Annotated in this window: 21 protein-coding genes and 4 pseudogenes; 16 read left to right on the forward strand and 9 right to left on the reverse strand. The window is 70.6% G+C overall.

The window, feature by feature from the left end; genetic code table 11:
• The first annotated feature begins 51 nt into the window (after nucleotides 1-51).
• Complete coding sequence (locus DTB53_RS24575) at nucleotides 52-1,092, forward strand: NAD(P)-dependent alcohol dehydrogenase (protein ID WP_003970974.1); 1,041 nt, start codon at nucleotides 52-54, stop codon at nucleotides 1,090-1,092.
• 434 nt (nucleotides 1,093-1,526) lie between these two features.
• Nucleotides 1,527-3,329, forward strand: a complete 1,803-nt coding sequence (locus DTB53_RS24580; protein ID WP_012382104.1) for an ABC-F family ATP-binding cassette domain-containing protein — start codon at nucleotides 1,527-1,529, stop codon at nucleotides 3,327-3,329.
• Here DTB53_RS24580 and DTB53_RS24585 read toward each other — a convergent pair.
• The 4 genes from DTB53_RS24585 to dhaK form a co-directional block, all read right to left on the reverse strand.
• Nucleotides 3,293-3,796, reverse strand: a complete 504-nt coding sequence (locus DTB53_RS24585) for an NUDIX hydrolase (RefSeq protein ID WP_003970976.1) — start codon at nucleotides 3,794-3,796, stop codon at nucleotides 3,293-3,295. The two genes, DTB53_RS24580 and DTB53_RS24585, sit on opposite strands and share 37 nt — an antisense overlap.
• Nucleotides 3,797-3,862: 66 nt before the next feature.
• Nucleotides 3,863-4,273 carry a PTS-dependent dihydroxyacetone kinase phosphotransferase subunit DhaM gene (locus DTB53_RS24590; protein WP_003970977.1) on the reverse strand — a complete coding sequence of 137 codons (411 nt, stop codon included), beginning with the start codon at nucleotides 4,271-4,273 and terminating at the stop codon, nucleotides 3,863-3,865.
• On the reverse strand, nucleotides 4,270-4,878 hold the full coding sequence (dhaL, locus tag DTB53_RS24595) for a dihydroxyacetone kinase subunit DhaL (RefSeq protein ID WP_003970978.1): 609 nt from the start codon (nucleotides 4,876-4,878) through the stop codon (nucleotides 4,270-4,272). Before dhaL ends, DTB53_RS24590 begins: the two co-directional genes overlap by 4 nt.
• A 111-nt stretch (nucleotides 4,879-4,989) precedes the next feature.
• A complete protein-coding gene (gene dhaK, locus DTB53_RS24600; protein WP_003970979.1) occupies nucleotides 4,990-5,982 on the reverse strand; it encodes a dihydroxyacetone kinase subunit DhaK in 993 nt (330 codons plus the stop codon).
• A gap of 1,274 nt (nucleotides 5,983-7,256) precedes the next feature.
• On the opposite strand from dhaK, the pseudogene DTB53_RS37540 reads away from it, so the two are divergent.
• Nucleotides 7,257-7,406, forward strand: a pseudogene (locus tag DTB53_RS37540) (RNA polymerase sigma factor SigF); the annotation flags it as partial.
• 80 nt (nucleotides 7,407-7,486) lie between these two features.
• Nucleotides 7,487-7,930 (forward strand): DUF2267 domain-containing protein, encoded by a 444-nt coding sequence (locus DTB53_RS24605; protein ID WP_012382106.1) that lies wholly within the window; start codon nucleotides 7,487-7,489, stop codon nucleotides 7,928-7,930.
• 473 nt (nucleotides 7,931-8,403) lie between these two features.
• On the opposite strand, the gene DTB53_RS24610 is transcribed toward DTB53_RS24605, so the two are convergent.
• Nucleotides 8,404-9,255: a helix-turn-helix transcriptional regulator gene (locus tag DTB53_RS24610; RefSeq protein ID WP_003970982.1), complete on the reverse strand. Its 852-nt coding sequence runs from the start codon at nucleotides 9,253-9,255 to the stop codon at nucleotides 8,404-8,406.
• A gap of 178 nt (nucleotides 9,256-9,433) precedes the next feature.
• Between DTB53_RS24610 and DTB53_RS24615 the strand changes: the two genes are divergently transcribed.
• Together DTB53_RS24615 and DTB53_RS24630 are read left to right on the forward strand one after the other, a co-directional pair.
• Nucleotides 9,434-10,234 carry an NADPH-dependent F420 reductase gene (locus DTB53_RS24615; RefSeq protein ID WP_012382107.1) on the forward strand — a complete coding sequence of 267 codons (801 nt, stop codon included), beginning with the start codon at nucleotides 9,434-9,436 and terminating at the stop codon, nucleotides 10,232-10,234.
• Nucleotides 10,235-12,095: 1,861 nt separating this feature from the next.
• Nucleotides 12,096-12,482: a hypothetical protein gene (locus DTB53_RS24630; protein ID WP_236586347.1), complete on the forward strand. Its 387-nt coding sequence runs from the start codon at nucleotides 12,096-12,098 to the stop codon at nucleotides 12,480-12,482.
• Between the two features lie 283 nt (nucleotides 12,483-12,765).
• Here DTB53_RS24630 and DTB53_RS24635 read toward each other — a convergent pair whose 3' ends face one another.
• Together DTB53_RS24635 and DTB53_RS24640 are read right to left on the reverse strand one after the other, a co-directional pair.
• Nucleotides 12,766-12,921: an IS5 family transposase gene (locus tag DTB53_RS24635; RefSeq protein ID WP_012382109.1), complete on the reverse strand. Its 156-nt coding sequence runs from the start codon at nucleotides 12,919-12,921 to the stop codon at nucleotides 12,766-12,768.
• Nucleotides 12,922-13,020: 99 nt separating this feature from the next.
• Nucleotides 13,021-13,338, reverse strand: coding sequence for a cysteine hydrolase family protein (locus tag DTB53_RS24640; protein WP_012382110.1), 318 nt, complete (start codon nucleotides 13,336-13,338; stop codon nucleotides 13,021-13,023).
• A gap of 113 nt (nucleotides 13,339-13,451) precedes the next feature.
• Here DTB53_RS24640 and DTB53_RS24645 point away from each other — a divergent pair, with 113 nt between their 5' ends.
• The 9 genes and pseudogenes from DTB53_RS24645 to DTB53_RS24685 all read left to right on the forward strand — a co-directional run bounded on the left by DTB53_RS24645 (nucleotide 13,452) and on the right by DTB53_RS24685 (nucleotide 22,399).
• The gene (locus DTB53_RS24645; RefSeq protein ID WP_003970989.1) at nucleotides 13,452-14,636 is read left to right on the forward strand and encodes an alcohol dehydrogenase catalytic domain-containing protein; all 1,185 of its coding nucleotides are present in this window, start codon (nucleotides 13,452-13,454) and stop codon (nucleotides 14,634-14,636) included.
• A 50-nt stretch (nucleotides 14,637-14,686) separates the two neighbouring features.
• Complete coding sequence (locus tag DTB53_RS24650) at nucleotides 14,687-15,733, forward strand: SDR family oxidoreductase (protein WP_012382111.1); 1,047 nt, start codon at nucleotides 14,687-14,689, stop codon at nucleotides 15,731-15,733.
• Between the two features lie 55 nt (nucleotides 15,734-15,788).
• Nucleotides 15,789-15,979: pseudogene (locus DTB53_RS38025) on the forward strand (NAD(P)-dependent dehydrogenase); the annotation flags it as partial.
• A 414-nt stretch (nucleotides 15,980-16,393) separates the two neighbouring features.
• Nucleotides 16,394-16,519: pseudogene (locus DTB53_RS37545) on the forward strand (DUF5709 domain-containing protein); the annotation flags it as partial.
• A 48-nt stretch (nucleotides 16,520-16,567) separates the two neighbouring features.
• The gene (locus DTB53_RS24660; protein WP_012382113.1) at nucleotides 16,568-17,239 is read left to right on the forward strand and encodes an HAD family hydrolase; all 672 of its coding nucleotides are present in this window, start codon (nucleotides 16,568-16,570) and stop codon (nucleotides 17,237-17,239) included.
• Between the two features lie 359 nt (nucleotides 17,240-17,598).
• A complete protein-coding gene (locus DTB53_RS24665; RefSeq protein WP_012382114.1) occupies nucleotides 17,599-18,579 on the forward strand; it encodes a TIGR03557 family F420-dependent LLM class oxidoreductase in 981 nt (326 codons plus the stop codon).
• 64 nt (nucleotides 18,580-18,643) lie between these two features.
• Nucleotides 18,644-20,152: pseudogene (locus tag DTB53_RS24670) on the forward strand (aminotransferase class I/II-fold pyridoxal phosphate-dependent enzyme).
• 46 nt (nucleotides 20,153-20,198) lie between these two features.
• The gene (locus DTB53_RS24675; protein WP_003970995.1) at nucleotides 20,199-20,798 is read left to right on the forward strand and encodes a flavodoxin family protein; all 600 of its coding nucleotides are present in this window, start codon (nucleotides 20,199-20,201) and stop codon (nucleotides 20,796-20,798) included.
• A 563-nt stretch (nucleotides 20,799-21,361) separates the two neighbouring features.
• Nucleotides 21,362-22,399 (forward strand): RICIN domain-containing protein, encoded by a 1,038-nt coding sequence (locus tag DTB53_RS24685; protein WP_042497771.1) that lies wholly within the window; start codon nucleotides 21,362-21,364, stop codon nucleotides 22,397-22,399.
• A 182-nt stretch (nucleotides 22,400-22,581) separates the two neighbouring features.
• On the opposite strand, the gene DTB53_RS24690 is transcribed toward DTB53_RS24685, so the two are convergent.
• Nucleotides 22,582-22,896, reverse strand: coding sequence for a hypothetical protein (locus tag DTB53_RS24690; RefSeq protein ID WP_106431737.1), 315 nt, complete (start codon nucleotides 22,894-22,896; stop codon nucleotides 22,582-22,584).
• Between the two features lie 87 nt (nucleotides 22,897-22,983).
• Nucleotides 22,984-25,065, reverse strand: a complete 2,082-nt coding sequence (locus tag DTB53_RS24695; RefSeq protein ID WP_012382119.1) for an AfsR/SARP family transcriptional regulator — start codon at nucleotides 25,063-25,065, stop codon at nucleotides 22,984-22,986.
• A gap of 167 nt (nucleotides 25,066-25,232) precedes the next feature.
• On the opposite strand from DTB53_RS24695, the gene DTB53_RS24700 reads away from it, so the two are divergent.
• Nucleotides 25,233-26,114: an alpha/beta hydrolase gene (locus DTB53_RS24700; protein ID WP_012382120.1), complete on the forward strand. Its 882-nt coding sequence runs from the start codon at nucleotides 25,233-25,235 to the stop codon at nucleotides 26,112-26,114.
• Nucleotides 26,115-26,230 lie beyond the last annotated feature (116 nt).

Consider the following 26,230-nt stretch of genomic DNA (forward strand, 5'->3'; position numbering starts at 1 on the left):
AAAGGGACACGGGGGCGTTGAAGAGAACCGAGAGCGAAACGAGGAGACCTCATGAAAGCCGTTCAGTACCGGGCCGTCGGCGCCGCCCCCGAGGTGGTCACCGTCCCCGACCCCGAGCCCGGCCCCGGCCAGGTCCTGCTGAAGGTGACCGCCGCCGGTGTCTGCCACTCCGACATCGCCGTGATGAGCTGGCCCGCCGACCAGATCCCCTTCCCGCTGCCCCTGACCCTGGGGCACGAGGGCGTCGGCACGGTCGCCGCCCTCGGTGACGGCGTCGACGGCTTCGACCTCGGCGACTCCGTCGCCGTCTACGGGCCCTGGGGCTGCGGCACCTGTGTGAACTGCGCCGAAGGCAAGGAGAACTACTGCCTGCGCGCCAAGGAGCTCGGCATCATGCCGCCCGGACTCGGCGCACCCGGCGCGATGGCCGAGTACATGATCGTCGACGACCCCCGCCACCTGATCCCGATCGGCGACCTCGACCCGGTCAAGACCGTGCCCCTCACGGACGCCGGACTGACCCCGTACCACGCGATCGTGCGCTCCCGGGCGAAGCTGGTGCCCGGCTCCACCGCCGTCGTCATCGGCACCGGCGGCCTCGGCCACGTCGCGATCCAGCTGCTGCGCGCCATGACGGCCGCCCGGGTGATCGCCCTCGACGTCACCGAGGACAAGCTCGCCCTGGCCAGGACCGTCGGCGCGCACGAAGCCGTCCTCTCCGACGAAAAGGCGGCCGCCCGCGTCATGGAGCTGACCGGCGGACTCGGCGCCCACGTGGTCCTCGACTTCGTCGGAGCGCCGCCCACCGTGGCGACCGCGGGCGCCGTCGCCCGCGTCGACGGCGACGTCACCATCGTCGGCATCGGCGGCGGCGCGCTCCCGGTCGGCTTCGGAACGCTCCCGTACGGCGCCAACGTCTGCGCGCCCTACTGGGGCTCGCGCAAGGAACTCGCCGAGGTCCTCGACCTGGCCCACGCCGGAGCGGTGGACGTCCACGTGGAGACGTACACCCTCGACGAGGCCCCGCTCGCCTACGAGCGCCTCCACGACGGCAGGATCAACGGCCGGGCCGTCATCCTCCCGGGCGGCTGAGCCCCTCCGGGACCGGGCGGCTGCGTGCCCCTCCGGGTCCGGGAGGACGGCCTCCGCTCCCGGACCCGGGCAACTGCCGGAGCCCCTCCGGCCTCCCGGCCTCGGTTCTCTCGTCGTCCGGCGTCCGCCCGCCCCCACCGGCATCGGCCTCCTTCTCCCGCCCGTCGGTCGCCACCGGTGGGGGCGGGAAAATCCCGGCGCCGGGAGAAGGACCCCCGTTAGACTCTCCGACATGGGTTCGTACCGCTTCTACTTCTTCCGCTGATTCCCGGCCGGACGGCCGCAGCGCGCCACACCGCGCGTCCCTTCCGGACGCCCCGGTGACTTCGACGTAGCCGCGCGCCCGCCGCCGTCCCCTCCGCCGTCCGGCATCCACGCCCCGCCGCCGCGCCTCCGCGCGCCTTCGCGGGCCGTCACCCAGGGAAAAGGCACCCATGCACCCCCAGCGCGACCGCGCTCAACTGGCTATCAAGGACGTCTCCAAGGCATACGGGGACCGCTCCGTACTCGACCAGGTGACCCTCACCGTACGGCCCGGTGAGAAGACCGCCGTCATCGGCGAGAACGGCTCCGGAAAGTCCACCCTGCTCCGGTTGCTGGCCGGAGTGGAACAACCGGACACCGGTGAGATCACCGTCCGCTTCCCCGGCGGCACGGGCTATCTCGCCCAGACCCTCGGCCTCGACCCGGCCCACACCGTGCAGGACGCCGTCGACGCGGCCCTCGCCGAACTGCGCGACCTCGAACACCGTATCCGCGAGGCGGAGGCCGGCCTCTCGGAGCGGAAGCCCGGAGATCCCGGGCCGAGCGACGCGGAGCTCGCCGCGTACGGAGACCTCCTCACCGCCTACGAGGACCGCGACGGCTACCGGGCGGACGCCCGCACCGAAACGGCTCTGCACGGCCTCGGCCTCGGCCACCTCTCCCGCGACCGCGTCCTCGCCACGCTCTCCGGCGGCGAGCAGTCCCGGCTCGCCCTCGCCTGCGTCCTGGCAGCCGCCCCCGAACTGCTGCTGCTCGACGAGCCGACCAACCACCTCGACGCCCGCGCCGTCGGCTGGCTGGAGGACCACCTGCGCGCCCACCGGGGCACCGTCGTGGCGATCACCCACGACCGGGCGTTCCTGGAGCGCGTCACCTCGGTGATCCTGGAGGTGGACCGGGACCTGCGCACCGTCACCCGGTACGGGGACGGCTGGGACGGCTACCGCACCGCCAAGGCCGCAGCCCGCCGCCGCTGGGCCCAGGAGCACGAGGAGTACCTCACGGACCTGGCCCGCACCGAGGAACTCGTCGCAGCGGCCGGAGCGCGGCTCGCGGCCGCCGGAGGAGACCCGAAACAAGGCTTCGGCAAGCACCGCCGCTCGCACGAGGCGAAGCTGTCCGGACAGGTCAGGGCCGCCCGGACCCGGCTGGACGCGCTGCGCAGGTCGCCCGTGCCACCCCCGCCCCGCCCGCTCGCCTTCACCGGCCGGCCGGCCGTCTCCGACGGGACCGCCGCCGAGGACAGCGCGATGACCGCACCCGGGGCGGAAACCACGGACAGTGTGCGGACCGCTCCCGGCACCGCGCACCGCGGCGCGATCCCCGACGGGACCGGCACCGCGGCCCGGACGGGGCCCCTCGTGGAGCTGGACGCGGTCTCCGTCGGGGACCGCCTCCGCCTTCCCGCCCTGCGCGTGGACCCGGGGGCCCGCCTCCTGGTGACCGGTGAGAACGGGGCCGGGAAGACCACCCTGCTGCGGGTCCTCGCGGGTGACCTGACCCCCGACACGGGCACGGTCACCCGCCGGGCCCGCATCGGCTACCTCCCGCAGGAACTGCCCGCGCGCCCGACCCGGCGCACTCTGCTCGCCACCTTCGCGGCGGGCCGCCCCGGCTTCCCCGACGAGTACGCCGACGAACTCCTGGCCCTCGGCCTGTTCCGTCCCGAGGACCTCGATGTGCCCGTCGCGTCCCTCTCCGTCGGGCAGCAACGCAGGCTGGCCCTGGCCCGTCTGGTGACCCGGCCGGCCGATCTGCTGGTCCTGGACGAACCGACGAACCACATCGCGCTGAGCCTGGTGGAGGAGCTGGAACAGGCCCTCGACCAGTACCGGGGCGCGGTCGTCGTCGTCTCGCACGACCGCAGCTTCCGGGCCCGGTTCACCGGCGACGTACTGGAACTGCGGGCAGGACGCCCGGCGGGCGCGGCGCCGGCCTACGCGTCGGGGGAGGCGGCCGTCCCGCGCACCTGAGCGCGCAGCCGGTCGACGAACACCCGCTGGCCGACGACCAGCCGCTCGGCGGCCTGCTCCGGCGTGCACCAGGCGAACCGGTCCATCTCCGGGAACTCCTGCCGCACGCCGGACCCGCGCGGCCACTCCATCGTGAACGTGCCGGGCACGACGGACGCCACGTCCAGCTCCGCCTCCAGGCCCCAGACGGTCACCGTCTTGCCGCTGCGCTGGCGCGCATCGCCCAGCGCGATCCACTCGCCCGCCGGGACCGGCACGCCCAGCTCCTCCACGAACTCCCGGCGGGCGGCGGCCTCCGCGCCCTCCTCCGGTCCGTACTCACCCTTCGGCACCGACCAGGCGGCTGCCTCCCGCCCCGCCCAGAAGGGCCCGCCCATGTGCCCGATCAGCACCTCGACATCCCGCCCGCCCACACCCTCCGTGACCCGGAAGAGAAGGAGCCCCGCACTGCGTCTGCCGGTCGACATGTCGTCAAGTCTGCGGCGGCGCGGCGCGGGGCGCCACGCGGGCCCGGCACGAACCGGAGGAAGGCGCTACGTCTTGCGGTAGCCGTACGCCTCCGATGCCGCGGCCTCCACCGCCGCCAGGTCGCCGCCCGCCGACGCGGTCACCACGGCGGCCACCGCGCCCTCCACGAACGGCGCGTCCACCAGCCGGGCGCCCTCGGGCAGCTCGTCGCCCTCGGCGAGCATGGCCTTCACCGTGAGGACAGCGCTCCCCAGGTCCACCAGGACCGCGACGCCCGCACCCCGGTCCACCGAGGCGGCGGCCCGGCCGATCAGCTCCGCGCTCGTCCCGAGCCCGCCGTCCGGCAGCCCGCCCGCCGCGGCGACCGGCGCGGTTCCCCCGCCGGCCGCGAGACCCCGGGCCAGTTCGGCGACCGACTCGGCGACGGCGCCGCTGTGGGAGACCAGAACGATGCCCACCTGCCGCTCGCCGCTCACGCGCCCGCTCCGTCCGCCGTCGCCGCCAGGGCCTCGACCAACAGCGCCGACGAGGTCGCCCCCGGGTCCTGATGCCCGATGCTGCGCTCGCCGAGATAGCTCGCCCGGCCCTTGCGCGCCTGCAACGGCACCGTCGCCTCGGCGCCCGCACGCGCCGCGCGCGCGGCACCCTCGAACGAGCCGGCGAGAGCCTCCGCCGCGGGCAGCAGCGCGTCGAGCATGGTCTTGTCCCCGGCCTGGGAGCCACCCAGCTGTCCCACCGCGGCGACACCGGCCGCGAAAGCCTGCGCCAGCTGGTCCCGCGTCACCTCCTCGGCGTCCCCGAGCGCCTTGCCCGTACGGCGCAGCAGCGTCCCGTACAGCGGTCCGGACGCTCCGCCGACGGTGGAGATGAGCTGCCGTCCGGCCAGGGTGAGCACAGCGCCGGGAGTGGCCGGGGCATCCTTCTCCAGCACCGCCGTCACCGCCGTGAAGCCGCGCTGGAGATTGCTGCCGTGATCGGCGTCCCCGATCGCCGAGTCCAGCTCGGTCAGATGGCTCGCCTCACGCTCCACGGACGCCGCGACAGCGGTCATCCAGCGGCGGAAGAAGTCGGTGTCGAGCACATGATCTCCTGTTCCTCGGTCCCGCCCGGACCGGATCGTCCCGGCGGCGGCACGGGCCGTACGGCCGACCCCCTGCCGGGGTCGCGCACGGTCACGGGGTCCCGTCGGCGCTCAACCGCCCCAGCGGAGCGCGGCCGTCCGCACGGGCGCGTCCCACAGCCGCAGCAGCTCCTCGTCGACCTGGCACAGCGTCACCGAACAGCCTGCCATGTCGAGCGAGGTCACGTAGTTCCCCACGAGCGTACGAGCCACCGGGACACCCCGCTCGGACAGGACCCGATGGACCTCGGCATTGAACCCGTACAGTTCCAGCAGCGGAGTCGCCCCCATGCCGTTCACCAGCGCGAGCACCGGCCCGGTGGGGCGCAGGTCCTCCAGCACCGCGTTCACGGCGAAGTCGGCGATCTCCCCGGAGGTCATCATCGGCCGCCGCTCACGCCCCGGCTCGCCATGGATGCCGATGCCCAACTCCAGTTCCCCGGTGGGCAGGTCGAAGGTGGGGCTGCCCTTGGCCGGGGTGGTGACGGCGCTCAGCGCCACCCCGAAGCTGCGCGAGGCCCCGTTCACCCGCCGTGCGACGGCGGCCACCCGCTCCAGCGGCGCGCCCTCGTCCGCCAGGGCTCCGGCGATCTTCTCGACGAACAGCGTCGCTCCCGTACCGCGCCGCCCGGCGGTGAACGTACTGTCGCTCACGGCCACGTCGTCGTCCACCACCACCTGGGCGATCTGGATCCCCTCGTCGTCGGCGAGCTCGGCGGCCATCTCGAAGTTCAGCACGTCACCGGTGTAGTTCTTGACGACGAACAGGACCCCCGCCCCGCTGTCGACGGCCGCGGCCGCCCGCAGCATCTGGTCGGGCACGGGGGAGGTGAACACCTCTCCGGGACAGGCGGCCGACAGCATCCCGGGCCCGACGAACCCGGCGTGCAGCGGCTCGTGCCCCGAACCGCCCCCGGAGACGAGACCGACCTTTCCCGCCACGGGCGCGTCCCGTCGCACGACGACCCGGTTCTCCACGTCGACGGTCAGCTCGGGATGTGCGGCGGCGATGCCCCGCAGGGCATCGGCGACCACGGTCTCGGGAACGTTGATGAGCATTTTCATGCCGGTCTCCTGGTGAGCGTAGTGGAGGACTTCGGGACCTGCGTTCTTCCAGTTCAGTGGGGGTGCGGCCCGTTGCGGATCTTGGCGGTCCGTAGCGGCTTGCCGCGCCTTGTGGCGGTACTGACGCTGACTGCTTGCTGGGTCTCCTGGCTGTTCGTCACCGGCTGGCGCGGCGCTTCTTGATCTTGCGGGGCGGGCTTCTGGGAGTCCAACGTGATGATGCCAACGCGGCGTGTCCGATGCCACCGCAAAGACGGCCTGCGAAGTCCCCGACCGAAGACCTCGGAGCGTGAAACCGTCGGCTTGGACCCAGGAGGAGGTGAGCGAACGTGGGCGTCCGAGCCCGAGGCCGCCGAGTGGCGGGGCCACCTGGACGTGACCTCTCCGCGTGAAAGAATTCCGACCCGCCCTACGGGCGATGAGGAAGCTGCGCCGGCGGCAACAGCACCACGACGGGACACAGGAGTCGGTGGCGCCTGGGTGCTCACGTCTGCCGAGCAGGTTCCAGTCGGGCGACCGGCGCCCCGCAACAGGGGGAGTTGCCTGTACGTCGACTTCGCTTCCTCCGCCCCGGTCACTGAACAGCAGAAGGTGACGCTCTCGGCCACGTACGATCCACCGACTTTGCTGCTGCCGCTCCGGTGACCGGAGAGTGAGCCCCGGGGCGGTGTCCTGCCGGGGGCAGTCCGGCGGAACTCTGGGGGGCGCCCCGGGGCTCATCCCTCCGCTTACCCTCCAACCTCAGGTCTAGACCTTTCTCTGTGGGTGGTGACCGAGGTCGCCCCGCCTCGGGACTCTGGTTGCGAACGAAGCGGTGCGCCATCTTGAAGCCCTCGTCGGCCTCACCGCGCTCCGCCACTTCCCATGTCTTCGTCAGGGCCTCTGTGCCACCGCCACCGCCACCGCACCCCGATCAGGGAGAGGCGTCGGACCGGATCGCTGTGACTTCCATGCCACGCCGACTGCGCTGGCTTCATTCGCACAGCCCGTGTTCAGGATGTGTGGTCCAGGCCCGACGCCCGATGTGAGCGCGAGCAGGTTTGAGTATGCCGATCAGGGGCAGGCGACGCAGCGTGCTTAGGCAGAAACAGGCACACTCACGGGAGCGGCGTATACAGCCGTCTGAGGCGCGTCTGTTCATTGCCCTCCCGTGCTGTGAACAACTAGCAGTTGTTGGGAGACCCGCATGCGTGGCGTATCGCAATACCCTCGGTTTTCCGAACCCGCAGCGGAACAAAAGTGGTGGGCCCTGCCCGCTCCGGCAATACGCGCAACTGGACGCGCGGGAGCTGGGCTCCCTCTTCCTTGAGCGACTGAAGACGCCCGAAGAGGGCACACCCGATCACCGGTACGCCCGGAACGCTTTGATCGAGATGAACCCGCCGCTAGAGCACTTCGCAGCCAAGCGCTTCCGCAACCGCGGCAGGCCGACGCATTCCCCCGCCTGGTGCCCGCCGCAATCGGGTGCCCCGCACTCCCATGACACCGAAAGGCGCATACCGCGATGATCACCGAAGCGCGCGGACCACGAGGCTCCCAGCAGCCGTACTCGACCGGGTACGAGCAGCTGCTGGAAATGGTTCGCTACGAAGGCGCCTACCCCACCCGTGAGCGGGCCGACGAAGCCGTTCGCCTGGTGCTCGCCGGACTCGGGCGCCAACTGACCGGCGACGAACGCGTCGACCTGGCACGATGCCTGCCCCTGGAGGCGGCACGCGTACTGACCGTTCAGATTCCCGGCTCCCAGCCGCTCACCGGATGGGACTTCGCCAAGGACATCGCCACCCGCTCCGGCGCCTCCCTGGCCACCACCCGCTGGGACATCGGCGCCGTCTTCACCGCAGTTTCCGCTCAGGCCGGCCCCTTGTTGATCACCCGGATCCTCCACCGGCTCCCCACAGGCTGGGCCCTGCTGTTCGGCCGAGCCGGTCTCACCCCGGCCGCATAGACACCAAGAACACCCCCGGAGAGCAGCCGGAGATACTCGAACACCAACCCCGGCCTGCCCACGCCGATCTTCGCGACCACCACCTTGACGACCTCGTGGACGATAGAGACCGTCGCAGGTCAACGACGTGCGTTGTCATGGCGCATGAGCCGCTGAGCTGTACGGACACAGCAACGGCTTCAGTCGTGCACGAGGTCGTCAGCAGTAGGGATGCCGGTAGGAACAACGCTGTCGCCGACCGCTCAGGGCGGGTGTCATGTGCGGCGAGCCAGCAGCTCGTCCGGCTGTTGCCTCAGCTCCGCTTCGCTCGGCTTTCCGGCGGCGCGGAGTTGAGTTGAGTGCGACGGCGAGGCCGGCGCGCCGTGCTCGCTGCCCGGGTGAGGGCCTCACGGGTCCCGGCAGATCGGCGGCACCGTTCTCTGTCAGGTCTTGCGTGTTGAGTTCCATGGCCGTACCCGACGTGGTGCAGACGCTCAGTGTGCTGCTGTGGCAACGCGGCCGCGGAGCAGGGCCAGCTTCTCGGCTGCGCCGGTGCTCGGCGCAGCCCAGTTCAGCACGATGTGCAGGTCGGCGCGTTCGATGGTCATGATGTCGCAGTCGAGGACGATCTCGCCGAGATCGGGGTGGACGACTGTTTTGTTCGAACGCCCGATCGGCAGGGTTTCGTACCGGGTCCAGAGCTCGGCGAAACGTCGGTCGGACTCCCGCAGCCCGTTGATCAACTCGGTGACGGCTCGGTCGTCGGGGTACCGGTCGGCGGCCCGGCGCAGGTCGGACACCATCATGCGCTCGAAGGCGTCGGCGTGTGCGGCGCCGCGCTCGATGCGGGAAGCGCCTGGTGCGGGCGGCGCGGCGAAGTGCCCCCAGATCAGGTTGCTTGACCGGGTACCGGCATCTACGGGGCTGCCGAACAGCTCGGCCCAGAGACGGTTGCTCTGCACGAGGTCCCAGGAGGCGGTGAAGACAGCCAGCGGGGTGTCGCTCATCCGGTCGATCATGCGCTGCACGCCGGGCGGCACATCGCGCGGCACCGTCCCGGACGGCGGAACGACCGCGCCTGCCAGCCGGTAGAGCAGTTCGCGGTCCACGGCGTTGAGCCGGAGAGTCTGTGCGAAGGCTGCGAGTACCTGGGGGGAGGGGTTCTTCGCGCGGCCCTGTTCGAGCTGTACGAGGTAGTCGACGGATATGCCGGCCAAGACTGCGAGTTCCTCACGGCGCAGGCCCGGAACCCGTCGGTTTCCCGCAGTCGGCAGACCGACCGCGGCCGGGCCGATGCGCTCTCTCCACGCCCGCAGTGCCGGGCCGAGTGCGGTGTGGGTGGTCATGAATCCAGTATGGGTCTGTTGGCGAGAGATGGGGTGGTACTGGCGCTACCAGGGACGACAGCGCCTGGTGTACCCCTCTGGCCAAGCCGAGTATCGACGTGTCAGTCCCCAGTGCGTCAGGGGCGCGGCGAAGTCTGCCGCCCGCTCGCGGCGCCTTTTGTGCGAGGAGATACCCAGGATGGCACCCACCATTGGAATCATCGGCTCCGGTCTGGTCGGCGGCTCCGTTGCCCGGCTGGCTGTCGATGCCGGATACAGTGTTGTGCTCAGCAATTCGCGGGGTCCGGAATCGATCGCGGAACTTGTATCGGAGCTCGGCCCGCCGGCGCGCGCCGCGACGGTCGATGAGGCCGTCGAAGCCGGCGACATCATCGCCCTCCCCGTGCCGCTCGCGAGTTTCGAGGCCCTGCCGGCTGACAAGCTGGCAGGGAAGGTCGTCCTGGACCAGACGAACTACTACCCGGAGTTCTGGCGCAACGCCGAGCTCGATGCGGGGGAGATCACCTCAAGTGAGCTCGTGCAGCGGCACCTCAAGGACTCCCTTGTCGTGAAGGGGCTGCACAATCTGGACTGGAACCACATGTACTCCAACGCCCGGCCGAAGGGCGACGCCGAACGGACGACCCTGCCGATCGCGGGCGACGATCCCGCTGCCAAGAAGGCGGTGAGGCAGTTCTTGGAGGCGGTCGGCTACGACGTGGTCGACGCCGGCTCGCTCGCGGAGAGCTGGCGGATCGAGCCCGAAACGCCCGTCTACTTCTGGCCGTACGCCCCTGCCCTCCCTGACGGGATCACCGGTGATGAGGAAAAGCGCTTCTACCTCGAACACCCGGTTCCGCCCATCTCGCCAAAGGCCGCCCGCGCGATGATCGACAGTGCGGAGCGACCGTCACCCGTCGGTGGCACGCTGGCCGGGATGCCTCCCGCTCACGTCGCCATCTTCATGGACCAGGCGAGCGCCAGCACGGTGAACCAGTAACAAAGCCGGGCACGCCACGCGCCGCCCTGCGGTACTCCCGCGCCAACCCCTCAGCCCATCGCGCGACCGCGGGTCGGCATACGGTGAGGGCCTGCCCGACAAGTAGGCCCTCACCCTCAAGGGATACGTGGGTCGTCGATTGAACGACTTCACACCTCTGTTTACCGGGTTGCGGCTTGAGCCGGATGCCGACCTATCTGCCCCATGTGGAGTCGCGCCTGCACAGGCGCGGTGCCCACTCGGCCGTGCGGAGGCTTGCGCATGGCCACCACGTGGAATGGCCCTGGCTATCCCGCCCGCCGCGCTCACCAACCTTCTACGACCTGCACCGCCCCCGCCCACCACGCGTTCGCAGCAGCTCGTCTGCCCGCCGGTGAAGCGCAGATCGTCGTCGCGTACATCTTCAGTCTCGTTGCCGACCGGGCGGGCCGCCATCGAAGCCGTCCGGTAGGGGAGTCATGCTCCGTGCCGGCCACTGCCGCGTCCGCCGCTTTGATCGTCGACCTCGGAGCGAGTGGGGCCACTCAAGTTGCCGTACCCCTTCATCTGGTGGGGTGATAGCCGCTCGCCCTGTCCTCCGAAGTCGTCGGCGGTGCGGGGCTCGCCCGGTGCGTGGGAGGGGGCTGCTGGGCGGTGCCGTTGTTCGTCCGGGTGCGGCGGCCGACTCCTACCCTTTGCGGGTCCGCCAGGCAACGGTGCCGATCAGCAGTGCCACTACGAAGATGCCCACGATGAACGGAACGGTTCCGTCGGCCCACACCGGGGCAGCGAGATGCTGCCCCTGATCGGCGGCCGGTTGGAGCGGTGTTGTCATGGCGATTACCTATTCCCTTTCGGCGTGGCCGGCATGGCCAACGTGTTCCGGGTCGGGTTCCCGCTGTGCCTGGCGGAAAATCCTGCGCAGCCGCCGGTGAGCAGGCAGGCCCCGCTTCAGCCCAGCCGCGGATTGGGTGGCTTAGGCCCTGTCGTCGAACTGCCGCCTGCCCCGCGGGGCCGTGCACGCGCTCTCGCCGCACCGGGCACCGGCCCGAGTACGTCCGGTACGAGGACCCGCACCCGGCACACCGAGAGCACGCACCCGACCCCGCAAGGCCGCCCTCCGGGCGACGACGGCAGTTCGACGACAGGACCTAGCTGTCCGGGAAGGTCTCTTCCCGGCCTTCGAAGACACGGCGTGCGGAAGCACCTTCGTCGTCGGTAAGTCCGTCGTTGTCCCCGGGGAACACGGCACCGCAGCGCTCGCACAGCTTCGCTGCACCGGCGGGGGTACCACATGCTTTGCAGTACCGCTGCTTTCCGTCTGCTTCTGATATCTCTGTCATGGTCGTCCCTCTCCAGTGGTGACTGGCTTCGTCGGGTACCCGTACGTGGAGAGGTAAATCGGCCCGGGACGGCGGCATTCGCTGTGTGCGTTGTGCTCGGTGCCTCAAATTTTGCAGCTTCTCCCGTCCGCGCGTCAGAAGTGAGCCCACCACGCGCGATGGAGTACGGCAGGCAGTGGGCGGCCGGCGGGTCGGAATGTACGGGCATCCGGTAGGTGGCCAGAGTCTGTGCGGGCCCCCTACCTGATGCCGTGTGGCGCCCCGTGGGCACAGCGGGGTTCGGAAGACTCCTGCTGAGATCCAGAACCGCCGGGAAGAAACCGCGGATCTCCTGGACACACCCGGACCACGCCCGGCCCCCAGGCGCCGGGCTCCGAGGGAGAGTGTTCCCGCTGGGGTTGCGGCATCAGCCTGATACCAGACCACGACCCTCAGGGGGATCGCCGACACGGTGGGGAACCTGATGGCACCTGTACTGGTCTCGGACCGCGTTTGAGATCTCAGTCGATCGTGGCGCCCACGTGCTCTACCTTCTGTGGGTGATCGATGAGACGTTTCCTTTCGTCGGAGAGTTCAAGGAGCTCGGGCACGGTAGGCCGGACGGCCCGTCGCTCCGGTCCGCCGTTCGCGCCCAGGAGCCGGCGAACGCTCGCGAGTTGGTCGAGTACCTGCGTGCCGGTACGATCCTGGCCGCCACGACCACGCTCGTGCATGACGTGCTGAGCCCACGCAGCGCAGTGATCGGCGGGTTGCACCTGCTGACCGACGGGCACTGGCTCTGGTACTCGGACCTGGCCCACTATGTCGAGCGCCATCATGTGGCGCTCGACCCGCGGTTTGTCGCGCACGCCCGCGGTAACCACTGGACTGCTCCGCTTGTGAGCAACGCTGACCTTCTCGCGATGGAGGTCAAGCTTTTCGGGTAAGCCGCGGACTGAAACGTCCGCCGCGAGCCGCGCGTCTGTTCAGCTCGCAGAGGTACGGGTAAGCGGCCGGGGACCAGGCCGTGACGCCGGTCCTTCGCGTGTGAGCCGCCGAAGCATGATGCCGCTCATCACCCAACGGATCATGGTCTCCGAGTGAGCCGGGCCGGCCTCGTAGTCTGTCGCCAGAGCTGGGCTCGGCGTTGCGGCCATCGGCTTGACGGACCTGGTTCCTGAGTGCGTCGTGGATCCGCTCGACCGTGCCGTCGTCGTGCCACCACGTGAACTACCAGTACACGGTGGGCCACGGTGCGAAGTCCTTCGGTAGTTGGCGCCAGGCGCACCCGGTCCGCACTACGTAGAAGACCTCGTCCACGATCCGCCGGCACGGGTGCCTCACCCGCCGTCCGCCCTTCGGACAAACCCGCGCGGGCGGTAGCAACCACTCACACAGGCCTCAACGACCGCTGCAGTCCCGGACACGGCAGATCTCAAACGCGGTCTCAGAAGGTGACATCGTCTGCTGAATCGAGTGCTGAATTCAGCCCGCCTGTTCGGTGACCTGCCCGCGCAGCACTACATGTTCAGCACCCGACTGGGACAGCAGGTAGCTCATCGGCGTTCTGTAGAAAATGGAGTGCCGCGCTCTGGCCACGAAAAGGGAATCGCCGTGCGGCAGAACGGGCTCCACCAGCTCTGCGTTCTTCCCTGTGAGTGTTTTTTCCATGATCTCTTTGCGGCGGGATCGCCACTCCCCTAAGTTTTCGTCCGCGTAGACGACCAGAATATTCTCCGAGCGGGCGCGGGCGATAAGCCGGGCGATGTGCGGCAGCGCTGTCCGGACGGACGGAACGAGCATCGCGAATGGGCCGCTCGTGCTTCGCCCTCCGACCTGCCTGCGTGTTTCATGAGCCGGCCGATGGGAACCCGGCACACTCGTCCGCGAATATCGGCAATGGAGGGAGCGAGGCCATGCGCGCACTGACCTATCAGGGAAGGCGGGACGTCCGAGTGGAGACGGTCCCGGACCCACGGATCCAGGATCCGACAGACATCATCGTGAAAATCACGTCCACCGGCATCTGCGGCTCCGACCTCCATCTCTACGAGGTCCTCGGCCCCTACCTCGACCCGGGCGACATTCTGGGCCACGAACCCATGGGAATCGTCGAGGAAGTCGGCCGCGAGGTGACTGCCGTCGCTCCGGGCGACCGGGTCGTGATCCCCTTCAACGTCTCCTGCGGACACTGCTACATGTGCGGACAGGGACTGCATTCGCAGTGCGAGACGACCCAGGTGCGCGAACGAGGAACCGGCGCCTCCCTGTTCGGATACACCAAGCTCTACGGGCAAGTGCCCGGAGGCCAGGCCGAGTACCTGCGAGTCCCCTTCGGCAACGACCTTCCCATCAAGGTCCCCCACGGCCCTTCGGACGACCGGTTCGTGTATCTCTCCGACGTCCTGCCCACCGCCTGGCAGGCCGTGCAGTACGCCGACATCCCACCCGGCGGCAGCGTCACCGTCCTGGGCCTCGGCCCGATCGGCGCCATGGCCGCCCGGATCGCCCGCCACCGGGGTGCCGGCCTCGTCATCGGCGTCGACCTGGTCCCCGAACGTCTCGAACGAGCAAGCACCCATGGCGCCACCTGCCTTGACCTGCGCCGCTACGGCAAGAACCTCGGGGACGCCGTCCGCGACCTCACCGACGGGCGTGGCACGGACGCGGTGATCGACGCGGTCGGTATGGAGGCCCACGGCTCACCCGTGGCCAAGGCGGCCCACACGGCGGTCGGACACCTGCCCGACGCCCTCGCCCAGCGCATGATGGAAACAGCGGGCATCGACCGCCTCGCCGCGCTGCACGCGGCGATCGACCTGGTCCGCCGCGGCGGCACGGTCTCCCTCTCCGGCGTGTACGGCGGCAGTGCTGACCCCATGCCCCTGCTCACCATGTTCGACAAGCAGATCCAGCTGCGCATGGGGCAGGCCAACGTCAAGCGGTGGGTGGATGACCTGTTGCCCCTGCTCACCGACGACGACCCGCTGGGCGTGGACTCCTTCGCCACCCACCACCTGCCCCTGGAGGAGGGCCCGAAGGCCTACGAGACGTTCCAGAAGAAGGCCGACGGGATGATCAAGACCCTGCTCGTCCCCTGACCGGAGGACGGGGAACGGTCCCCCCCCGCACGGAGGAAGGAATCCTCGGCATGAAGAACAACGGCCCTCATCCCGGCAAGCGAGTCGTCGTCACGGGAGCCACCGGCAACGTGGGAACGAGCGTGGTGCGCGCGCTCTCCGCCGACCCGGACATCGGCTCGGTCCTGGGGCTGGCCCGCAGGCGGCCAGGGCTTCAGATCCCGAAGGTGGAATGGGACACCGTCGACCTGTCCCGGACCGACAGCGAGGACCGGCTCACTCGCCTCGTGCGGGGCGCCGACGCCGTAATCCACCTGGCCTGGCGCTTCCAGCCCACCCACGACCCGGTCGTGACCTGGCAGAGCAACGTGCTGGGCTCCCGGCGCGTCTTCGAGGCCGTGGCGCGCAGCGGGGTTCCCGCTCTGGTCCACGCCTCGTCCGTCGGCGCATACTCCTCAGGCCCGAAGGACGAACCCGGCGTCGATGAGGAATGGCCCACCGACGGCTGGCCGGACGCGGCCTACTGCCGGGAGAAGGCCTACCTGGAACGGGTCCTGGACACGTTCGAACTGCGCCACCCGCAGATCCGGGTGGTCCGGATGCGGCCCGGATTCCTCTTCAAGGAGACGGCCGCACCCGAGCAGCGGCGGATCTTCGCCGGCCGCTACGCCCCCGGCCCCCTGCTGCGGCCCGACCTGCTGCCCTTCGTGCCCGACCTGAGCGGGCTGCGTTTCCAGGTGCTCCACACCGCTGATGCCGCTGACGCCTACCGACTGGCCGTGCTCCGCGATGTACGGGGCCCCTTCAACCTGGTGGCAGACCCGGTCATCGACGCCCGCAGGCTGGCGGGCCTCCTCGACGCCAGGATCGTGCGGATCCCCAGGGTCCTGGTTCGCACCGCACTCTCGGCCGCCTGGCGGGCCCACGCCGTGCCGGCTTCCCCGCACCTGTTCGACGCGGTGCTCCGACTGCCCGTACTGGATTCCGGCCGGGCCCGCGAGGTGCTCGGCTGGCAGCCCACGCGTACGGCGGAAGACGCACTGAACGCCTTTCTGCGCGGTGTTCGCACAGGGCGGGGCGAGGACACTGCACCGCTGGCAGGCCGGAAGGTCGGCTGAGCCACCCCGGCCGCGCCGCCGGCGGAGCTCCGGCGAATCGGGTGACCCCGCCTGCGGAGGCCCCGTCTGGACCCCCTCATCCCGGCGACCCTGCCCGACACCACCGAATTCGGTAAGCAGACACCGCTCGGCCGACCCGCCCAGCCCGCGGAAATGGCGCCCGCCTACGTGTTCCTCGCCTCCAGAACGCCTCCTTCATTCACCGGCGAGATCATGAACGCCACCGGCGGCACGCCCCTGCCCTGACCCCAGCGTCTGGACGATCAGCGGGTCTGACGGGCACCATGCTCGGCGTCGAGACCGGCCCGTACGGCCGGCCGTCAGGGTCCTGGCCGGCAACCGTGTGAACCTGCGCCTGCGGCCTTCTGCGCCTGCTCCACCGCGACCGACGCCCGACTCCGCCCAGTCACCGCGTTCGCAGAGTACGTGCGGATCGTGAAGACCGAGTCTGAAGGCCAGCACCGGCGCCGCTACGAGGAGACGATTCCGCTGCACGTAGGCCACCCGGCCTGTCCGGGTGGCACTCCTGAATCTGCCTCCGGGGGCGCCGTCGCGTGGTGCGTTGTTTAGTGGAATCCACACGGGAAACGCGATGTGCGTCCCCGCGGAGGTGACAGTTGACGGGCCCGGCGCGTCCAGGGTGAAGCGGAGGAGCAGGACATGCCCGCAGACGCACGCGACGACGACGTGTACCGGTCGCAGGACGACGACGGCCCGATGCCCCCGAACGATGAGCTCGACCTGGAGAACACGCTCGGCGGACGGGATCTGGACGACCAGCGCGAAGCCTGACGGCGCAGGTCGGCGGGTGAGCAGCGAGAGGAACGGGAGAGCATGGCGGGCGCGGCGATCTTTGATGTGGACGGCACACTCACGGACACCAACCATCTGCACGTGGTGGCGTGGTGGGAGGCGTTCCGGCAGGCCGGGCACACGGTGCCGATGCCGGACATCCACCGGGCGGTCGGCCTCGGGTCCGATGACCTGATCGAGCGGCTGCTCGGGGCCGACCGGGACCGTGAGCAGGACGACGCCATCAGCTCCGCGCACACGGTGCTCTACGGAACGTACTTCGACCGGCTCCCCGCCTTCCGGTGTGCGGGCGATCTGCTGCGCACGCTGGCCGGACGGGGCTGGCGGGTCGTGCTGGCCACCTCGGCGAGCGGGGCGGAGCTGGCGGCGCTGCGGCGGGCGGTGGACGCGGACGAGGCGATCCAGGACACGGCGAGTTCGGACGACGTCGACCGGGGCAAGCCTGCCGCGGAGCCGGTGGAGCTGGCCTGCCGACTGGCCGGCGTCGCTCCGGAGCAGGCGGTGTTCGTCGGCGACACCGTGTGGGACATGGAGGCGGCGGCCCGGGCCGGGGTGCGTGCCGTGGCGCTCCTGTCAGGCGGCATCCCGCGCGCCGACCTGGAGCGGGCGGGGGCGGTCGCGGTCTACCGGGACGTCGCCGACCTGCTCGACCAGCTCGACGCAGGCCCGTTCGGGTCGCCTCCCCTCGACTGACACGCGGCCCTCGGCCTTCGCTGATCCCAGCACGACACCGGTCGGACACGTGGATGATCGGCCGCAGGAAGATCCCCCCTGTCGCGCTCGACTTCAGCGACCAGCCGCGACTGATCACCGAACCAGTGGTCTCCTGCGGCGCTCTGTCCACCCCGCTGCTCCGGCGGTGGTGCCGCAGGCCCATCTCCTGCGAGGCATCAGCAGTTCCTGTCGCCGCAACGAGCCGTCACTGCCATCGACCATCACCCAGAAGCGGGGGTGGACCGCATCCCGACGCCCATGACTGTTATGTCCATAGATCGGGGGGTACCTCTGTGCGGAAGAAGCGGCCTACGTCATGTGCGGAACGAGGAGACGACATGCAGGTGGGATACAAGCTGGCGGCGGAGGCATTCGGTCCGGCGGAGCTGGTGAGGCAGGCCGTGCTCGCTGAGGAGGCGGGCTTCGATTTCGTGGAGATCAGCGACCATTACCACCCCTGGCTCGACAATCAGGGCCATTCGCCGTTCGCCTGGACGGTCCTGGGCAGCATCGCGGCGAAGACGTCGCGGATCGGTCTGGCGACCGGGGTGACGTGCCCGACCGTGCGCTACCACCCCGCCGTCATCGCTCAGGCGGCGGCGACGCTCGCCCTGCTCTCGGAGGGCCGTTTCGTCCTGGGCGTCGGTTCCGGGGAGCGGCTCAACGAGCACGTCGTCGGTCCCGGATTTCCCGACGCCGTCAGCACCCGGCACGAAATGCTCACGGAAGCCCTGGAGATCATCCGGCTGCTGTGGAGCGGGGGCTACCGGTCCTATGAGGGGAAGCACCTGCGGCTGCGGGACGCACGGGTCTTCGACCTTCCCGACGAGCTGCCCCTGATCGCCGTGGCGGCCAGTGGCCGGGAGTCGACCCGCATCGCCGCCGAACTGGGCGACGGCCTGTTCGCCACGGAGGACAAACCGAGCATCGTCCGGCGCTACCGTGACGCCGGTGGCGCCGGCCCGTGCTACGGGGAAGTCCCGATGGCCTGGGCGGCGGACGCGCACACCGCCGCGCGCGCGGCTCTGGAGACTTCACGCTGGGCGCTGACCGGGTGGAAGGTGATGAGCGAGCTGCCCAATCCGGTCAACTTCGATGCCGCGACCACCACCGTGCGCGAGGAGGACATCCTGGAGAAGTTCGCCTGCGGAGCGGATCCCGGACGCTACATCGAGGTCGCCCAGAGCTACGTAGACGCGGGCTTCGACAGGCTGGTCATGCAGAACGCCGGCCCGGACCCCGACGGCTTCATCGACTTCTACCAGCGCGAGCTCGACAGGCCCATCCGACAGCTCAAGCCGAACAACGCGCGAGCCTGACCACCGCAGCCCACACCCCCTGCATCGGTGCTGGAGGAACGTCCGAGTCGGGAAGGCGTTTTCCATGGCCACAGACCATCATGAAGCTCCGGTGCTCGAAGCTGTCGCCGCTTACCGGGACCGGGGCGAGTTGGGGTTCTCCCCACCCGGTCACAAGCAAGCGCGAGGCGCCGCTCCGGACGTGCGCGCTGTGCTGGGCGACGCGGTGTTCTTCGGAGACGTCCTCGCCACAGGAGGGCTGGACGACCGCCGGGAAAAGTCCTCCGTACTACAGCGGGCAGAAGCCCTCATGGCCGACGCCGTCCACGCGGAGCACACCTTCTTCTCCACCTGCGGCAGCTCCCTGTCGGTCAAGGCCGCCATGCTCAGCGTCGCCGCACCCCACCAGAAGCTGCTGGTCGGCAGGGACGCGCACAAGTCCGTCATCGCCGGCCTCATCCTCTGCGGCATCGAGCCCGTCTGGCTGGAACCTCAGTGGGATGCGGAACGCCACCTCGCCCACCCACCCTCCCCAGCCACCCTGGAGAAAGCCTTCGCGGACCACCCGGACGCACGTGGTGCCCTGATCACCAGCCCCACTCCGTACGGCACGGCGGCCGACTTGCGCGCCATGGCCGACATCTGCCACCGGCGCTCCAAGCCGCTGATCGTCGACGAAGCCTGGGGAGCCCACCTGCCCTTCCACGCAGACCTGCCTTCCTGGGCCATGGACGCCGGTGCCGACGTCTGCGTCACCAGCATCCACAAAATGGGCAGCGGCCTCTAACAAGGCTCCGTCTTCCATCTCCAGGGCGACCTGATCGACCCCGACACGCTCGCCTCACGGGCCGACCTCCTCGGCACGACCAGCCCCTCCGTGCTGCTCTACGCCGGAATCGACGGCTGGCGCCGACAGATGGTCCTGGAAGGCCACCGCCTGCTCTCCCGAGCACTCGACCTCGTAGCGAGGGTGCGCCAACGCATCGAGGAGATCGAGGGAATGCACGTCAACGGGCCAGACGACTTCTGCGGGCCCGGCGCCGCCGCGGAATTCGACCCGCTGCCCGTGATCATCGACATCGAGGCCACGGGCACCACCGGCTACCGGGCCGCCGACTGGCTGCGCAAGCACCACCACATCGACATGCACCTCGTGGACCACCGCCGGATCAGCGCACAGTTCACCCACGCCGACGACCACACCACCGCCGACCGGTTGCTGACGGCTCTCCGGGACCTGGCCCGTAACGCGCACACGCTCCGCCCCGCTCCCGCCGTGCACGTGCCCGCACCGGCCGAGCTCCGTCCCGACCAGGTATGCCTGCCGCGCGACGCCTTCTTCGCCGAGACAGAGGACGTCCCCGCTGTGAAGGCCGTGGGCCGTGTCGCCGCCGAGATGCTCACGCCCTACCCGCCCGGCATCCCGGCCGTGCTGCCCGGCGAGCGGATCACCGAGCCCGTCCTGCGCTACCTGCGCTCCGGCGTCGAGGCCGGCACGAACGTTCCCGACCCCGCCGACCCCACCCTCACAACCATCCGCGTCCGCGCCGAGGACCACGGAAAGCCACCGCATTTCTCCGCTCACGCACCGTAACGCCCATACCCGCGCACCCCCATCAAGATCAAGGAGAGGCTCCGCAATGCGTGCTCTTGCTCTCGTCTGCACACTGAACTCCTCGCCCGCCCCCTCCAGCAGCCAGCACCTCGCCACGCAGGTCATGGCCGAGTTCGCACGCCATGACGTACAGGGCGAGATCGTCCGGGTCGCCGACCACGACGTCCGCCCGGGGACCGGGGTGAACATGGGCGACGGCGACGCCTGGCCGGCCCTGCGGAAGAAGGTCCTGGCCGCCGACATCCTTCTCATCGCCACCCCCATCTGGCTCGGCCACCCCTCCAGCGTCTGCCAGCGGGTCCTGGAACGCCTCAACGCCGAGTCCTCCGAGACCGACGACCAGGGGCGCCCTCACACCTACGGCAAGGTCGCCGCCGTCGCCGTCGTCGGTAACGAGGACGGCGCGCACAAGGTCAGCGCGGACGTGTTCCAGGGGCTCAACGACGTCGGCTTCTCCCTCGCGCCCGGCGCGGTCACGTACTGGGTCGGCGAAGCCATGCACGGCAGCGACTACCAGGACCTCGACGAAACCCCCGACGCCGTCGCCTCCACCACCAAGGCCCTCGCGGCCAACGCCACGCACTTGGCGCGCCTTCTCGCCGACAGCTCCTACCCGGCAGCCTGACCGCCCTGGCTCGCACATCGGCAGGCTGTGCAACCAACGCCTCAGCCAGCGAACGACCGCGGACTCTCCCATGCTGAGAATCGGAATTCCTGTCCTGGGCGTCACAGACATTGCCCGCGCGGCCGGTTCTGGCCGACTCGGATGACAACCTCTTCTGCGTGGTGGACCTGAGCCACGCTCCCAGAGGAGGCAACCAACCGAGTTTCTGACGGACCCGGGCTGTCCGCCCGGCCGAGCGTGGCCGGCCCACCGAGCCACGCGAGCGGACCGGAGCCTTGTGCCGCTTCCACCACTCCGGCGACACGCCTTGACGTCCGCGGTCTACGGCTTGCTTCGGTCAGCCGGCCGGCGGTGCTATCGATCCACGGTTGCTGACTCTCGTTCCGTGCTCGAGAGCCTTCCTGCTCCGGTGTCCCCGGACGCGGGCTCTGCGCGGTCCTTCCTCGGCATATGACGAGACGACCGACGCGCGTCTCGTGAGAACCCCGGCGCAGCAAAGCGAGGGTCAGCACGAGGCTGATTCCGACGTTCCCAACTACCAACCCTGGGGCCATGCTGAAACCATGGACCACGGAGGGGGCGGCTTCGTCAGCTCGCAGCAAGAGTTGCCACAGCCGGCGCAGGCCAGGTCACCGGCCGAATTTATCGAGGCCCTTCGCACACTGCGCATCCGGTCCGGGTTGTCCTACCGTCACCTCGAAGCCAAAGCCGCCGCGCACGGCGACTCCCTTCCGACCAGCACGACCGCGAGCGCCCTCGGCCGCTCCACCCTTCCTCGTGAACGTTTCGTCGAGGTATTCACCCGCGCCTGCGGTCTCACGGATGAAGAGACAGACGAGTGGCTCGAGGTGCGCGGCCGCATCGCGACTCACTGGGCCGTACCGGTTGAGCAGAAGACACATGATGATCGCGACATACCTGTGCCGATCACGGACACGTCCGTCGCAGTGCGTGCCCGGCGGTCGCGTTACGCGGCCGGTCTCCTCGGTGCCGCTCTCCTCGGCGCCGCGAGCGCGCTCGGTGTCATCAGCCAGTCCCAGGACGCGTCGGCGCCGGCCGACCTGCCCGCGACGCCGGTGAACGGGCTGCGCATGCTGGCCGTGGGCAGCTGGGTGCGGATCCATCCCGCTCGCACACCCGAACGGTGTCTCACCGAGGGCAGGGACCGCACGGGACGTTACCCGACCGCGGTCGCCGTCCAGCGGTCCTGCACGGCGGCCGGCCTGCCCGAGGTGTATCTCGAACCAGTGGGCAAGGACACGGTGCAGATCCAGTGGCACCATCCGAAGTACGGAATCGGCTGCCTCACCGTCCTGTCGAAGGGGTCGGCGCGCAACCTGTTGGAACCCCGAGACGACTGTGCCGACAGCAACCGCGCCCAACAGTTCCGCGTAGACCACGTGGGCTCACGTGCCTCCGCCCGCTTCCTCATCCGCCCGGTAAGTACCGGTCAGTGCCTGAGCCTGCGCGATCAGGACACCGAAGAGGGCACGGAAGTCGTCCAGGGCCGTTGTTCCGGCGCTTCCGACCAGGACTTCCTGATCGATTTGGTTCCGCCACCGCGAACCGCTGCCGCACCGAGCGGGTCCGGCGCGAACTGAACGCGGACTGCCGTGTCCAGTTCTCAGGTCGCTGGCGCATACGGAGCCGGTCCTTCCCGCCAGCGGTCTGGAGGGCGCGGTGACCGCGAACCTGTCCTGCTGACGACATGGGCGTTCCCGGGGTTCCTCCACGGAGCCCCGGGAACCGTGCGATCAATCCAGGCGAACAGCACGCTGTGCGCTCAGCAGGGAGCGCTGATGTTCCCGCAGTAGATCCAGCCGGTGGCGGGGGACGTCACGTGGTACCAGCGGTTGCCGGCGGAGTTGACTTGGCTGCGGTCCCAGTAGACGTCCTGCCCGTACGACGTCTGGTAGACAACGCCGCAACTGGCGGCAGCACAGCTCCTGATAGGTCCGCCGATCGACATGGCCCAGCCGGCCGCCGCCTCGGTGACAGCCGCGGGCTGGGTGGGCACTGCATGGGCGGGGACCACCGTGGTCCCGGTGAGCGCGATGCCGACGAGAACTCCAGCCGCTGCGAGCATACGGATGCGCATGAAGGCTCCTCTACCGAAGATGGGCCCGACGATGCCTGGGCCTGACGGGGTGCCACTCTTCCCGGCCGTCGAGGAGCCGCTCAAGACCTATTCCGTCCGGGACGTGTCCCGTACGGGGCCCGCACGCGTCCCGGACACGCCCGGCACGCGGGTGGTGCGCCCGGCGTGCGTCTCGATGGCCGCGTCGGCAGCGGCGAGGTGCTGGAGGACCGGGCCGAAGGAGATCAGGCCACTGCCCGCGCCGGCGTACTCGGTTCCGGCGGCGGCGAGTTCCTTGCGGGCGCGGCGCAGTACCGGCAGGTGCCCCACGGACGCCGCGGCTCGGGCCAGCACGCACCACAGGGCCTCTTGGAGCAGATCGTGCGGCGGCCGGGGGACGGTACTGAGAGCCTGCCGGGCTCGCTCGGTGTCTCCGCTGGCGGCCAGCAACAGCGGGTCGAGCCAGAGCCGGTACGGTCCCGGGTCCAGGCCGTCGAAGTCGCCGGGGTGGGGCAAGGCGTCACCCCGCATGACGGGTACCAGCGCGACCAGGGCGGCGGCCCCCTGGGTGAGGCCGGGCATGCCGCAGTCGGCGGTCTCCGCCAGGACCCGTGCGTACCGGTGGCGGGCGGCCGGCCAGTCTTCCGTCTCGCTGAGCCGCAAGGCCCGGTACCAGGCGGTGAAGACGCCGGCCAGTGGCCTTTCGTTGCGGTCCGCGAGCCGGTCGATCTCCTCGGTCTCGGTGTCCGCTTCCGTGAAGTCGCCGAGTCCGGCGCGTGCCTGGAGGCGGATGATGCGGCCGAGCACTTCGTGCCCGGGGAGCTGGTGGTCGACGGACAGCCGGGTCAGTTCGGTGCCGAGGGTGTCCCGGCGGGCGGCGGACCCGCAACCGGCGAACGCCTGCATGAAGGCACCGTTGAGGGCGAACGCCAGGAGCGCGGGGTCGCCGAGACGCCGGGCGAGCCGGACGGCTTCGTCCGCGGCGCGCTCGGCGCGCAGACGCCACGGCTCGGTGGCGGGGGCGCCCGAGGCCATGGGGAGCGCGGTGTCCGCGGCAGCGTCGCCCCGGGACTCGACCGCCACCACCGACAGCAGCCGGGCGCGCAGGGCGGGCGGCCCCTGCGGGCCGAGCCGGGCCACAGTCCGGGCAGCGGCCCGGGACAGTTCACCGGCGCCCTCGGGATCATCGGCACGGGTCCACACCGCTGGGACGTCGTAGGAACCGATGATCCGGGCGGCCAACTCCGCATCGCCGGTCGTCTCCGCCGCCGCGACCAGATCGCGCCGGTGCCGGTGCGCCTCTTCCAGCCCGTCGGGGCCGGTCACCGCGAGGTCACGCAGGAGGCCGGCGGTGGCGTGCAGCCGCGCCCGGGACCTGGCGGGCACGGAGCGGTCCCAGGACGCCGCCGCCCGGCCCCAGATGCTGTCGGTCGTCCCGGCCGGTTCGGCCGGAGAGTCCGCTCGCGTGTTGAGGATGCGCGCCTCGGTCCGTGCCAGGGCGCCCCCGCCTCCGCTCAGGGCGGCACGGGCCTGGGCGAGTGCCCGCAGAGCCTCGCCGCGCCGCCCGGCGCGGTCCAGCGCGGTGGCCAGCAGCACCCAGCCGTCCTCCCGGCCGGGGTGCTCGGAGACATGGGCGCGCAGGTCGACCACGGCGTCCCGGGCGGCGCCGGTCGCCAGCAGGGCGTCGGCTCGCCGCTCCACCGCGTCCAGGCGCAGCGCGTCCAGGCGTACCCGCTCGGCAGCGGCCCAGGCGGCAGCGGGGAAATCAGCGAGCACCGGCCCCCTCCAGCAGGCGAGCGCCTCGTCCCAGAGTTCGACCGCGGACCGGGGCGGGGCCTGACCGGCCCGGGCGACGGCGTCCTCGAACCGCCAGGCGTCCACCGCCTCGCGGCCCGCCCGCAGGGCGTACCCGGGGCCTTCGGTGACCAGCAGCCGTCCCGGCTGTCGGGGAGGGCGCCCGGGTTCCAGCACACGCCGCAGGGCCGCGATGAAGGTACGGACGGCGCCGACCGCGCCCGCGGGGGCCTCCTCCTCCCACAGGTCGGCCACCAGCCGGCCGACCGGGACCACCCGGCCGCGGGCGATCAGCAGCCGCCCGAGGACTTCCCGGTGCCTGGGCGCACCCAGCAGCAGCGCTCCGTCCGTGTCCCAGGCCGTGACCGGTCCCAGCAGTCCGAATCGCACACTCACGGCGGAGTCCTTTCGCGGACGAGGCGGTGCCGCCGCCGGAGAGTGCGGCGTCGGCACTCATCGATCGCTGATCCGCGGCCCGCAACCTGGGTGACGTCCACGAACAGCCCGGACCGACGAAGAAGAGGTCCAGGCCGTCCACTCTCCCACGAACCCCAGGACCCACTGTGACAACCCCGACCATCCCCGGATTCACCGAGCACCGCGTGAGCGTCGACGACGGCGTCACCCTGAAGGCCGCAGTCGGCGGCAGCGGCACCCCGGTGGTGCTGCTGCACGGCTTCCCGCAGACCCACCTGATGTGGCGGCACGTCGCCGCCGACCTCGCTGCCGACCACACCGTGATCTGTCCCGACCTGCGTGGCTACGGCGCCAGCGACAAGCCCGTCGCATCCGGACCCGACGTCTACGCCAAGCGGACCATGGCCCGCGACGTCGTACGCCTCGCCGCCGCACTCGGTCACGACCGCTTCACCCTGGCCGGGCACGACCGCGGCGCCCTGGTCGCCTTCCGCGCCGCGATGGACCACCCGCAGGCCGTCGCCCGTGCCCTCTTCCTGGACGTCCTGCCCACCCTCGACATGTGGGACGCGTTGCGCGGCGTGAACGGAGCGGTCGGCTTCCACCTCTATCTGATGGCCCAGGCGCCCGGCCTGCCCGAGGACATGATCCAGGGTGCCGCGGACGTCTTCTTCGGCTACTTCCTCGACGCCTGGACCAAGGATCCGGACGCCCTCCCCGCCGACGTCCGTGCCCACTACCTCGCCGCCTCCGCGGCGGCCGTGCCCTCGATCGTCGCCGACTACCGCGCCTCGGCCGGTGTGGACGTCGACCACGACACCGTCGACAAGGACGCGGGCAGCACGCTGGCCATGCCGGTGACCGTCCTCCAGCAGGACTGGGGCGCCGCCCTCGGCTACCACGCCCAGGGTCTCTGGAGCGCCTGGGCCGAGGACCTGCGCCACCGGACCGTCTCCTGCGGTCACTTCATGGCCGAGGAGGACCCCCGGCTGATCGCCTCCGAGATCCGGGCCCTCGCCGACCGCTGAGTGATCCCCGAACGGAGCCCCTCTCCCGCCTCGCCGATCCGGGGCCCGGCGGGGGAGAGGCGCCGGCCACAGCTCCCGGGGCACGCCGCCACGCCGCCCGCCCGGGAACCCCGGTG

The sequence above is a fragment of the Streptomyces griseus genome, assembly GCF_900460065.1.
Lineage (GTDB): Bacteria > Actinomycetota > Actinomycetes > Streptomycetales > Streptomycetaceae > Streptomyces > Streptomyces griseus.